The following is a 12,379-nucleotide window of genomic DNA, read 5'->3' as shown; positions in this document are numbered from 1 at the left end:
CTCTTCGCGACCGAAGTGACCGTATGCTGCAGTCTTCTTGTAGATAGGTTGAAGTAGGTTCAGCATCTCTTGTAGACCGTATGGACGTAGATCGAAGTTCTGACGAACTGCTTCTACGATTACGTCGTGAGAAACTTTCTCTGTGCCGAATGTCTCAACCATGATAGAGGTTGGATCAGCAACGCCGATAGCGTAAGAAAGTTGGATTTCACAACGGTCAGCCATGCCAGCTGCCACGATGTTTTTCGCAACGTAACGAGCTGCGTATGCTGCAGAGCGGTCAACTTTTGATGGATCTTTACCAGAGAATGCACCGCCACCGTGACGAGCTGCGCCGCCGTAGGTATCTACGATGATTTTACGACCAGTTAGACCACAGTCACCCATTGGACCACCGATTACGAAACGGCCAGTTGGGTTGATGAAGAAGTTAGTCTCTTTATTGATCCACTCTGAAGGTAGTACTGGCTTGATGATCTCTTCCATTACTGCTTCACGTAGGTCAGGAGTCGAGATTGAATCGCAGTGTTGAGTTGAAAGAACAACTGCATCGATACCAACAATCTTGCCCTGGTCGTATTGGAAAGTTACCTGAGACTTAGCGTCTGGACGTAGCCAAGGTAGTGTGCCGTTTTTACGTACTTCAGCTTGCTTCTCTACAAGACGGTGAGAGTAAGTAATTGGCGCAGGCATTAGGATGTCTGTTTCGTTAGTTGCGTAACCAAACATGATACCTTGGTCACCAGCACCTTGCTCTTTAGGGTCAGCTTTATCAACACCTTGGTTGATGTCTGGAGACTGTTTACCGATAGTGTTTAGAACTGCACAAGAGTCAGCGTCAAAACCCATATCAGAGTGAACGTAGCCAATTTCACGAACGGTTTGACGAGTTAGTTCCTCGATATCAACCCATGCAGATGTTGTGATTTCACCACCAACCATCACCATGCCAGTTTTAACGTATGTTTCACACGCTACACGAGCTTTAGGATCTTGTTCGATGATCGCATCTAGAACAGCATCAGAAATTTGGTCTGCGATTTTATCTGGATGACCTTCTGAAACTGACTCAGAAGTAAACAGGTGCTTAGCCATGAGAGCTCCACTATTGAATTAGAGATATCCCTTATTGATAGAGGGACACTATTGAATAATTTTAGTACATACAGGTGTATCTACATCTAGACGTCTATTCTAGATATTGTTACTTGAATTTCAAGTCCTATTTTCTTGGTGTATGAAACCAACCGTTTGCGTCAATCTTGTAAAACAATAGCTAACTCGAGTCGAATTGCTATCAATGTCAGGGATTTTGTCACCAATTACTGAGGAAAACGTTTGCAGTCCCACTGGTGCTTTGAGAGAATTATGCTCCATTTTTATTTTGATTCGCTTAACGCATTCAGGAGCTGACATGTCCTCTCGTCAACATCTCGCTAACGCAATTCGTGCTCTAAGCATGGATGGTGTTCAACAAGCAAACTCTGGTCATCCAGGTGCACCTATGGGTATGGCTGATATCGCTGAAGTTCTTTGGCGCTCTCACCTAAATCATAACCCTGCAAACCCAGAGTGGGCTGACCGTGACCGTTTTGTCCTGTCTAACGGCCATGGCTCTATGTTGATCTACTCTCTGTTACACCTAACAGGCTATGAGCTATCCATTGACGATTTGAAAAACTTCCGTCAGCTTCACTCTAAAACACCTGGCCACCCAGAGTATGGTTACGCACCAGGTATTGAAACGACAACAGGTCCATTGGGCCAAGGCATCACTAACGCTGTTGGTATGGCGCTAGCAGAGAAGACGCTTGCTGCTCAGTTCAACAAAGAAGGTCACGACATCGTTGACCACTTTACTTACGTATTCATGGGCGACGGCTGTCTAATGGAAGGTATCTCGCACGAAGCATGTTCTTTAGCGGGTACCCTTGGTCTTGGCAAGCTGATCGCATTTTGGGATGACAATGGCATCTCAATCGATGGTGAAGTTGAAGGTTGGTTCTCTGACGATACACCTAAGCGTTTTGAAGCCTACGGTTGGCACGTAATCCCTGCTGTAGATGGTCACGATGCTGACGCAATCAACGCAGCCATCATCGCTGCTAAAGCTGACCCACGCCCAACACTGATCTGTACTAAGACTATCATCGGCTTTGGTTCTCCGAACAAGTCTGGTTCGCACGACTGTCATGGTGCGCCTCTAGGTGCTGAAGAAATCGCAGCAGCGCGTGAGTTCTTAGGTTGGGAGCACCCAGCATTTGAAATCCCTGCTGATGTATATTCTGAGTGGGATGCAAAATCAGCGGGCGCAGAAAAAGAAGCAGCATGGAACACTAAGTTTGATGCTTACGCTGCCGCATACCCAGCAGAGGCCGCTGAGCTGAAGCGTCGTCTAAATGGTGACCTACCAGCTGAGTGGGAAGAGAAAGCAACTCAAATCATTGCTGATCTTCAAGCAAATCCAGCAAACATCGCATCACGTAAAGCATCGCAAAATGCTCTAGAAGCATTTGGTCAAATGTTACCTGAGTTCCTAGGTGGTTCTGCTGACCTTGCGCCATCTAACCTAACCATGTGGTCGGGCTCGAAATCGCTAACGGGCGAAGATGCTTCTGGTAACTACATCCACTACGGTGTGCGTGAGTTTGGTATGACAGCGATCATGAATGGTATTGCTCTGCACGGTGGTTTCGTTCCTTACGGCGCAACTTTCCTAATGTTTATGGAGTACGCTCGTAACGCAATGCGTATGGCTGCTCTGATGAAAGTTCAGAATATCCAGGTTTACACTCACGACTCAATCGGTCTGGGTGAAGATGGCCCAACTCACCAACCAGTTGAGCAGATCGCTTCTCTTCGTGTTACGCCAAACATGAGCACATGGCGCCCATGTGACCAGGTTGAATCTGCAGTAGCATGGAAACTGGCTATCGAGCGTAAAGATGGTCCAACGTCTCTAATCTTCTCTCGCCAAAATCTTGCGCAGCAAGAGCGTGATGCAGAGCAGGTGGCTAACATTGCTAAGGGTGCTTACATCCTCAAAGATTGTGCTGGTAAACCAGAGCTTATCTTTATCGCAACCGGCTCAGAAGTTGAGTTAGTTGTAGAAGCCGCTGCACAGCTAACGGCTGAAGGTCATAAAGTACGTGTTGTTTCAATGCCATCAACAGATGCGTTCGATAAGCAAGACGCAGCTTACCGTGAAGAGGTTCTACCATCAGACGTGACGGCGCGTGTGGCTGTAGAAGCGGGTATTGCTGACTACTGGTACAAGTATGTTGGTTTTGATGGCCGCATTATCGGTATGACAACATTTGGTGAGTCTGCGCCTGCTGGCGAACTATTCAAGATGTTCGGCTTTACAACTGAAAATGTTGTGAATACAGCGAAAGAGCTTCTAGCTTAATATACTCTTCATATTTGAAGCTGTAGCAGTTGTTAACTGCGTAAGTTCACCCTAATCACATAGATTCTCTATGCTCATAGAGCTGAACTTACTTGTTGCCTAGCTACAACTTCAACTATTTTAAGTATCGAATATGATGAATGAGAGAACCGAGCCGTTGGGCTCGGTTTGTTTTTAGAGGTCTTAGTGTCTAGTTCCTAGATTCTAGAAATATATTGACTCTAGGTACTAGGAGCTCGCATCTAGGAACTCACTCAGTTACTATCTGTGACACGGAAATCATGTAGGGCGATGGAATCATGCTAAAAGTTGCGATCAATGGATTTGGACGTATCGGTCGTAATGTACTGCGAGCAGTATATGAAAGTGGTAAAAACCAACAAATAAAAGTCGTCGCGGTGAATGAGCTTGCTCAACCGGACGCGATGGCGCACTTACTTCAGTACGATACCAGCCATGGCCGCTTCGGCAAGCAGGTCACCAATGACCAAGAGCATATCTATATTCATCACAGCTCACCCCACCAAGGAACGGGAGAGTTTGATTCAATTCGCATTCTTCATTTGAGCGATATTGAGTTGCTACCTTGGCGAGATCTCGAAGTAGATCTAGTGCTTGATTGTACAGGCGTGTTTGGTAGCCAAGCTGATGGTCAGGAACATATCAAAGCTGGCGCTAAAAAGGTGCTATTCTCACATCCTGGCGCCAATGATCTCGACAACACCATTATCTATGGCGTAAACCACGATACCCTCAAAGCCGAGCACAATGTTGTGTCCAATGGCTCGTGTACCACCAACTGTATTGTGCCAATTATTAAAGCGCTTGATGATGCGTTTGAAATTGAGTCTGGAACCATTACCACCATTCACTCATCGATGAACGATCAACAAGTGATTGATGCTTATCATTCGGATCTCAGACGTACTCGCGCAGCAAGCCAATCTATCATTCCTGTTGATACTAAATTGCATAAAGGTATTGAAAGAATATTCCCGAAATTTTCCAACAAATTTGAAGCAATTTCCGTTAGGGTACCCACTGTTAACGTTACAGCAATGGATTTAAGTGTAACAATTAATACGAATGTGAAAGTTAATGACGTAAATCAAACCATTGTTAACGCATCTCAGTGTACATTACAGGGCATTGTTGACTATACTGAAGCACCGCTCGTTTCTATCGACTTTAATCATGATCCCCATAGCGCGATTGTCGATGGTACACAGACTCGAGTTAGCAACGGGCACCTAGTAAAAATGCTCGTCTGGTGTGATAACGAATGGGGTTTTGCGAACCGCATGTTGGATACAGCGCTCGCAATGCAACTTGCTGAATAAGTCGTAACTCAGCACTGGAGAGAATTATTTATTTTAGCTGTTGAAATAAATGTTCAGCGTCTCCACTATACCAACAGCGTTTGAAGAATTAATAGGTCTGGCAGGGTTGCTGGGCTACTGAAAACTTTACTTATTAAAATTTGAGAGGACACAACATGTCTGTAATCAAGATGACTGACCTGGATCTAGCAGGTAAACGTGTATTTATCCGTGCGGACCTAAACGTACCTGTAAAAGAAGGCAAAGTAACTTCTGATGCACGTATCCTAGCATCTCTACCTACTATCAAGCACTGTCTAGAAGCAGGCGCTAAAGTAATGGTAACTTCTCACCTAGGTCGTCCAACTGAAGGTGAGTACGCAGAAGAGTTCTCTCTACAACCTGTTGTTAACTACCTAAACGACGCACTAGATTGCGAAGTTAAACTAGCAAAAGATTACCTAAACGGCCTAGAGCTAAACACTGGTGAGCTTGTTGTTCTTGAAAACGTTCGCTTTAACAAAGGCGAGAAGAAGAACGAAGAAGAGCTATCTAAGAAGTATGCTGCACTATGTGACATCTTCGTAATGGATGCATTTGGTACGGCTCACCGTGCACAAGCATCTACTCACGGTGTTGGTATGAACGCTCCTGTAGCGTGTGCTGGCCCTCTTCTAGCTGCTGAACTTGATGCACTAGGCAAAGCAATGGACAACCCAGAGCGTCCACTAGTTGCTATCGTTGGTGGTTCAAAAGTATCAACTAAATTAACTGTTCTTGAGTCACTATCTAAAGTAGCTGACCAACTTGTTGTTGGTGGTGGTATCGCTAACACATTCATCGCTGCTGACGGTCACAATGTAGGTAAGTCTCTATACGAAGCTGACCTAGTTGAAACTGCTCAGAAGCTAATGAAAGAGTGTTCTATCCCAGTTGCTACTGACGTTGCATGTGCTAAAGCATTTGATGAGAACGCAGAAGCTGAAATCAAGCCAGTATCAGAAGTGGCTGACGATGATATGATCTTCGACCTAGGTCCAGATTCAACTGCAGCTCTAGCAGAAATCATCGGTAACGCTAAGACTATCCTTTGGAATGGCCCTGTAGGTGTATTCGAATTCAAGAACTTCGAAGCAGGCACTAAAGGTATCTCTGAAGCAATCGCTAAGTCTGCTGGTTTCTCTGTAGCTGGTGGCGGTGACACGCTAGCAGCTATCGACAAGTTCGGTATCAAAGCTGACGTATCTTACATCTCAACAGGTGGCGGTGCTTTCCTAGAGTTTGTAGAAGGTAAAGTACTACCAGCTGTAGCAATGCTTGAAGAGCGTGCTAAGTAATTGAACGGAAGCGGGAGAAGAGATTCTCCCGCTTTCTTGTTTGCTGCACATCACATTTTTTTGCTAGAATAGCGCGCGTTGTGAGCAAACGTTTGCAAAAATTTGAACTTAACAAGTTTTATTTTTAAAACGACAGATAAATAGGATTAAATCCATGTCTAAGATCTTCGATTTCGTAAAACCAGGTGTTATCTCTGGCGATGACGTACAGAAAGTTTTTGAAGTTGCTAAAGAAAACAACTTCGCTCTACCAGCAGTAAACGTAGTCGGTACTGACTCTGTAAACGCAGTACTAGAAGCGGCTGCTAAAGTTAAAGCTCCAGTAGTTGTTCAGTTCTCTAACGGCGGTGCAGCTTTCTTCGCTGGTAAAGGCGTTAAACTTGAAGGTCAAGGTGCTCAAATCCTTGGTGCTGTAGCAGGTGCAAAATACGTTCACGCTGTTGCTGAAGCTTACGGTGTACCAGTTATCCTACACACTGACCACGCGGCTAAGAAGCTTCTTCCATGGATTGACGGTCTACTAGACGCAGGTGAAGAGTTCTTCGCTCAAACTGGTAAGCCACTATTCTCTTCTCACATGCTAGATCTTTCTGAAGAGTCGCTAGAAGAGAACATCGAAACATGTGCTAAGTACCTAGAGCGCATGGCTAAAATGAACATGACAATCGAGATCGAACTTGGTTGTACTGGTGGTGAAGAAGATGGCGTTGATAACTCTGATATGGACGCGTCTGAGCTTTACACTTCTCCAGAAGACGTTGCATACGCATACGAGAAGCTAAGCGCAGTGTCACACCGCTTCACTATCGCAGCATCTTTCGGTAACGTACACGGCGTTTACAAGCCAGGTAACGTTGTACTAACTCCAACTATCCTACGTGATTCTCAAGCTTACTGTGCAGAGAAGTTCGGTATTGCACCTAACGCTCTAAACTTCGTATTCCACGGTGGTTCTGGTTCTACTCAAGAAGAGATCCAAGAGTCTATCGGTTACGGCGTTATCAAGATGAACATCGATACTGATACACAGTGGGCAACTTGGGATGGTATCCGTAAGTACGAAGCTGAAAACCGTGATTACCTACAAGGTCAAATCGGTAACCCAACTGGCGAAGATGCGCCAAACAAGAAGTACTACGATCCACGCGTATGGCTACGTGCTGGTCAAGCTTCTATGGTTGCTCGTCTTGAGAAAGCGTTTGCTGACCTAAATGCAGTAGACGTACTATAATTCGTCTTACACTGAATTAGATTCAACCCGCTCATCGAGCGGGTTTTTTTGTGCCTGCGGTTATCATACCTATTACGCCAATTTTCTGAACACCTGATTGATGGGATTGGTATCAGGAGATTCTGATAAGTGAGGGTGTCGGTTGTTTTGTAAAAACATAACTTTGATGTTGGTCAAAAATAAGATATTGTGCCAAAAAGCTGACATTACCTCAGTGAATGAAAAGAGGTGTTGTTGCTAAAATAATAATGAAAGACAACGTGTTTCGTAGAGTCATTTTAATTTAGAGGGTATAGATTATGGCAGGTGAATCTGCAGGGATTGAAACTCCATTGGTTGATAGTATCAGCCATGCCGAGCAGTGGTTGACTAATAACTCGGATCTTTTAGTTCAGTATGGCGTGAATATTATCTCCGCTATTCTGATTTTGTTCATCGGTAATATCATTGTCAAGGCGGTCGCCAACAGTGTCGCGAAAGTTCTAAACAAGAAGCAGATGGACAAAGCGGTTGTGGAATTTGTCCATGGACTAGTGCGTTACCTACTATTTGTGATTGTATTGATTGCAGCACTAGGTCGTTTAGGTGTTCAAACTGCTTCTGTTGTGGCTGTGATTGGTGCTGCGGGTTTAGCCGTTGGTTTAGCACTACAAGGTTCACTATCTAACTTTGCAGCAGGTGTTCTTATTGTTGCATTCCGCCCATTTAAGTCTGGTGACTATGTTGAGATTGGTGGCGTAGCTGGCTCGGTAGATTCGATTCAAATCTTCCAAACTGTCTTGACGACGCCTGATAACAAAATGGTTGTAGTACCGAATGGTAGTGTGATCGGTAGCCCTATTACCAACTACTCTCGACATGAAACTCGCCGTGTTGATCTGATGATTGGTGTTTCTTACAATTCGGATTTGCAGAAAACCAAAGATCTGTTAACTAAGATTTGTCAGTCAGATGAACGCATCCTAAAAGAGCCGGGTGTTCTGGTTGGTGTTCATACACTTGCAGACTCATCGGTAAACTTCGTTGTACGCCCATGGGTTAAAACAGCGGACTACTGGGCTGTGTACTTCGATTTAATGCAGGCTATAAAAGAGGGCCTAGACAAAGAAGGTATTGAGATTCCATTCCCGCAAATGGATGTACATCTCAACAAAGTCGAAGCGTAATTTGGCGGTTGAAAACGAATGTAAGCGAGGCAAATTGCCTCGCTTTTTACATTTCTAGGATTCGGTTCTCAAGTGCGTTCAAAACCACTTTGAGTCGGTTTGCAGGAATACCAAATGTGAACTCTGGTTTACCTGGTGTATAGAGAATTTCCTGTTGTTGGAAGAGTCTACGGTCAACAATAATCGTCACTTCCTTGGGTAAACCGAAAGGACACACCGCACCAGGAACGCAGCCAATCTGCTCAATCATCTCTTCATTGCTGACTATTGAAGGACGTTTGCCGGTTAGTGCTTTTATGCTCTTGGTATCTAAACGTGAGTCCTTGTCTGTTAGAAGTAATACGTAGCCTGAGCCTTTGATTTTGAGGAACAGACTTTTACTGTGAGTCCCTGTCCAACCTAATTCTCGAGCTACTCTTTCATCTGTCTCAAAGTCCAAAATTGGCTCATGTTGCCACTCTTGGTAGTCCACATTTAATTGGCCTAAAAGCTGTTTGTTGAACTGATAAATTGCTTCAAGCTTGCACATACGTCACCTAGATTTACTGATTGAACAACTCTGTTGCCAACATAAAGGCAATCACAAACATCATAATCGCAACAATAATATCAATACCTTGCTTTACCCGAGGTTGTGACAATGTCGGCCCAAGTTTTGCTGCACCAATGGAAAGAGAGAAAAACCATACTAGCGAAGCCATCATAGTTCCGACAGCAAAAGCGATGCGATCTTGCCCTTCAAATTGACCGCCAATCGACCCGAGGATTACCACTGTGTCCAGGTAAAGATGAGGGTTAAGTACAGTGACGGCTAATGCCCCTAGAATGACCGCACGTTTCCCTCTTAAAGTCTGGTCAAGTTGAGTCTCTTCTAATTGTGGTGCAAATGCACTTTTCAGAGATAGTGAACCATAGAATAGAAGGAAAGCGATTCCGCCCAAAGTGACCAACATTAGTAGGGTTTCATTTTGTGACAGCAGGGCTCCGCCACCGAAGATCCCCAAAGAGATAAATACAATATCGAGTACGCTGCAGATGGTTGCTGTTGCTAGGTGGTGTTGACGTTTGATGCCCTGATTTAACACATAAGCGTTTTGTGCGCCGATCGGGATGATCATACTTGCGCCAAGGCCAAAACCTTGTAATAGAAGCCAAAAGTTCACGGACTTATCTCCAAGAAATAACTGAATAGCGAGAAGATAAGCAAACCAAGATAATAAGTATAATTAATGATTTTTATACTATATTAGAATGTCTAATGATTTTGTCAGGTAGAGAGTGAAATGCGTGGTTTGGATTATCGATGGATAGAGGCTTTAGAAGCCGTTATTGTTAAAGGAAACTTTGAACGTGCGGCAGAAACCTTGTTTGTATCTCAGTCCGCAGTGTCGCAACGGGTCAAGCAGCTAGAAAAGTTTATTGCTCAACCTGTATTGGTGCGTGAGCAACCTCCTCGCGCCACTCCTGTAGGGCAAAAACTGCTAGCCTTGTATCAGCAAGTTCAACTACTTGAGGCCGATCTCATTCCTGAATTGGATAGCGAGACGACTAAGCGGCTGCAAAAAGCGGCGATTGCTACCAATGCAGACAGTTTAGCCACTTGGCTACTACCTGCCTTAGCCCCTATCATGAAATCAAGAAGGGTTCATCTCGAGCTAGAGGTTTATGGTGAAGCGAGAACACTCGACAAGCTTAAAAATGGTGAAGTACTGGGCGCGTTGAGTATGGAGCCCAAAGCGATGGTGGGCTGTGAAGCCAAATATATCGGTAGAATGGACTATGTCTGTGTCGCAAGTCCAGAATTCGCGAAAGATTACTTTCCTTGCGGCGTGACGCGAGATGCATTAAAGCTAGCGCCTGCAGTCTCTTATGATCAACATGATGAACTGCACCGAGACTTCCTAAAGCAGCACTTTAACATTTCTCCAGAAGCGATGCCTCATCACCATGTCGCCAGTTCAGAGGCATTTGTTAATCTAGCTTTATTGGGCTGCGCTTACTGTTTAATCCCCAAATTGCAAATAGAACATGAGTTGGCTTCAGGGAAGTTGGTGGATCTGATGCCGGGTTGTTTTATGAGTTTTCGTATCTATTGGCATCACTGGCAGCTTGAGACGGGTCTGCTAAAAGAAGTCACTCACGCTATTGTCTCTTACACTCGAGACCTATTGCCTAAGTAGTTGTCTGATTGCTGAGTTAGTTCTTTGTCAGAACTTAAGTGAGGATGTTGGTTTCAATTTATTCACTACCTATGATGTATTCAACTTCTCCTAGATTTTGGTGATTGAGTATGAAAGTAATCTCTACATTTTTTGTTGCACTGTCATTGTCGGTGAGCAGTTTTAGTGTGTTAGCCAGTAGCCCTGATTTTCCTCATTTATCAACCACAGGTTATGGAGAAGTGATTGCCAAGCCTGATATGGCAGAGTTTTCAGTCAAGGTTGTTGAGTCAACCATGACAGCGGAACAAGCCAAAAAGTCGGTTGATGACGTGGTTAGTGCCTTTCTCACTTCTCTAACTGAAAAAGGCGTTGAGAAAAGTAATGTCACTAGCTCAAACCTCTACCTAGCACCCCAATATCACTATCCTAAAAATGGTAAACCCGAGTTGGTCGGATATCGTGCTTCGCGCAGCGTCACTGTGACGGTTGACGATCTTGCCAATCTTAATCAGTACCTAGATATCGCTTTGAACTCGGGTATTAATCAGATCGACAATATTCAACTGAAAGTGAAAGATCAGGTTCAGTATCAACAACAGGCGCGCCAGGCTGCAATTAAAGATGCGATGACGAAAGCGGAGTCACTTGCCCAAGGTTTTGGCCAAGATCTAGGTGATGTATGGCGTATTAATTACAAAATGTCCGGTCAGCAACCCGTCTTGATGAGGTCGATGGCTATGGATGCACGTTCAGAGTCAAGTGGCTACCAAGATTCTACGATTATTCTTCGAGACAGTGTTGAAGTCATTTACCGATTAGATTAGTCGATAATCCACACTAGTATCAAAAGTTTGTAGCCAGCGCTCTTTTAGACACTGGTGCAGCTAAGTCTCCTAGCAAGACAAACATAAAAAAGAGGGCCGAAGCCCTCTATGATAGAAAATGTGTTTGTTAACGCTTTATTATAGAACGTGTACAGACGCAGTGTTGGTAGTACCTGAAGCGACTAGAGCACCAGAAACCATAACTACGATGTCGCCCTTGTTACCAAAGCCAGACTCTAGAGCGTACTGTTTACCGTTCTTGTAGAATGCGTCAGTGCTTTCGATAGAATCAACAAGAACTGGACGAACGCCTTTAGTTAGAACTAGTTGAGCAGCTGTCTTCTTGTTAGTCGTTAGAGCAATGATGTTTGCAGTTGGGAAGTACTTACGTACAGAACGTGCAGACTTACCACCTTCAGTAGCAACGATGATTAGTGGAGCAGCTAGTTTCTCAGCTGTGTCTACTGCACCTTTACATACTGCTTCTGTGATACGTAGGCGTGGGCTGTCTAGACGAGAACCTAGCTCAGCTTTTAGCGCGCTGTCAGTGCGGTTAGCGATTTGCGCCATGATAGTTACCGCTTCAACTGGGTACTTACCTTTTGCAGTTTCACCAGAAAGCATTACTGCATCAGTACCGTCCATGATTGCGTTTGCAACGTCACCCGCTTCTGCACGAGTAGGACGTGGGTTGCTGATCATAGAGTCAAGCATTTGAGTTGCAGTGATAACCATCTTACGTGCGCGGTTACACTTCTCGATCATCATCTTCTGAGCGAAGATTACTTCTTCAGCTGGGATTTCAACACCTAGGTCACCACGAGCTACCATGATACCGTCAGAAAGCTCTAGGATTTCGTCGAAGTTATCTACACCTTCTTGGTTCTCGATCTTCGAGATGATGTGGATGTCTTTGCCGCCGTTTGCGTCT

At 44.6% G+C, this 12,379-nt stretch carries 11 protein-coding genes; 7 read left to right on the top strand and 4 right to left on the bottom strand.

Features of this window, described 5'->3' with window-relative positions; translation table 11 throughout:
• Positions 1 to 1,095, bottom strand: a 1,095-nt coding sequence (gene metK, locus QTO00_RS06345; RefSeq protein WP_331423723.1) for a methionine adenosyltransferase, incomplete at its 3' end; no start/stop codon positions are given.
• Between the two features lie 319 nt (positions 1,096 to 1,414).
• Here metK and tkt point away from each other — a divergent pair.
• The 5 genes from tkt to mscS all read left to right on the top strand — a co-directional run bounded on the left by tkt (position 1,415) and on the right by mscS (position 8,462).
• The gene (gene tkt / locus QTO00_RS06340; protein ID WP_331423722.1) at positions 1,415 to 3,409 is read left to right on the top strand and encodes a transketolase; all 1,995 of its coding nucleotides are present in this window, start codon (positions 1,415 to 1,417) and stop codon (positions 3,407 to 3,409) included.
• 299 nt (positions 3,410 to 3,708) lie between these two features.
• Entirely contained in the window at positions 3,709 to 4,749 is a 1,041-nt protein-coding gene (epd, locus tag QTO00_RS06335) for an erythrose-4-phosphate dehydrogenase (RefSeq protein ID WP_331423721.1), read from the top strand.
• A gap of 155 nt (positions 4,750 to 4,904) precedes the next feature.
• Positions 4,905 to 6,065 (top strand): phosphoglycerate kinase, encoded by a 1,161-nt coding sequence (locus QTO00_RS06330; RefSeq protein WP_331423720.1) that lies wholly within the window; start codon positions 4,905 to 4,907, stop codon positions 6,063 to 6,065.
• 154 nt (positions 6,066 to 6,219) lie between these two features.
• Positions 6,220 to 7,296, top strand: a complete 1,077-nt coding sequence (gene fbaA, locus QTO00_RS06325) for a class II fructose-bisphosphate aldolase (protein ID WP_331423719.1) — start codon at positions 6,220 to 6,222, stop codon at positions 7,294 to 7,296.
• Between the two features lie 299 nt (positions 7,297 to 7,595).
• Entirely contained in the window at positions 7,596 to 8,462 is an 867-nt protein-coding gene (gene mscS, locus QTO00_RS06320; protein ID WP_331423718.1) for a small-conductance mechanosensitive channel MscS, read from the top strand.
• 46 nt (positions 8,463 to 8,508) lie between these two features.
• On the opposite strand, the gene QTO00_RS06315 is transcribed toward mscS, so the two are convergent.
• Together QTO00_RS06315 and QTO00_RS06310 are read right to left on the bottom strand one after the other, a co-directional pair.
• Positions 8,509 to 8,991: a YbaK/EbsC family protein gene (locus tag QTO00_RS06315; protein WP_331423717.1), complete on the bottom strand. Its 483-nt coding sequence runs from the start codon at positions 8,989 to 8,991 to the stop codon at positions 8,509 to 8,511.
• A gap of 13 nt (positions 8,992 to 9,004) precedes the next feature.
• Complete coding sequence (locus QTO00_RS06310; RefSeq protein WP_331423715.1) at positions 9,005 to 9,625, bottom strand: LysE/ArgO family amino acid transporter; 621 nt, start codon at positions 9,623 to 9,625, stop codon at positions 9,005 to 9,007.
• Between the two features lie 120 nt (positions 9,626 to 9,745).
• Here QTO00_RS06310 and QTO00_RS06305 point away from each other — a divergent pair, with 120 nt between their 5' ends.
• Together QTO00_RS06305 and QTO00_RS06300 are read left to right on the top strand one after the other, a co-directional pair.
• Positions 9,746 to 10,642 carry a LysR family transcriptional regulator ArgP gene (locus QTO00_RS06305; RefSeq protein ID WP_331423714.1) on the top strand — a complete coding sequence of 299 codons (897 nt, stop codon included), beginning with the start codon at positions 9,746 to 9,748 and terminating at the stop codon, positions 10,640 to 10,642.
• Between the two features lie 110 nt (positions 10,643 to 10,752).
• Positions 10,753 to 11,448, top strand: a complete 696-nt coding sequence (locus QTO00_RS06300; protein ID WP_331423712.1) for an oxidative stress defense protein — start codon at positions 10,753 to 10,755, stop codon at positions 11,446 to 11,448.
• A gap of 138 nt (positions 11,449 to 11,586) precedes the next feature.
• On the opposite strand, the gene pyk is transcribed toward QTO00_RS06300, so the two are convergent.
• Positions 11,587 to 12,379: pyruvate kinase (gene pyk / locus QTO00_RS06295; RefSeq protein ID WP_331423711.1), on the bottom strand; the 793-nt coding region annotated here is incomplete at its 5' end.

It is taken from the genome of Vibrio sp. M260118, assembly GCF_036533755.1.
Taxonomy (GTDB): Bacteria; Pseudomonadota; Gammaproteobacteria; order Enterobacterales; family Vibrionaceae; genus Vibrio.
Note: the sequence above shows the minus strand (reverse complement) of the source record. Positions and strands in the feature narration are given on the sequence as shown.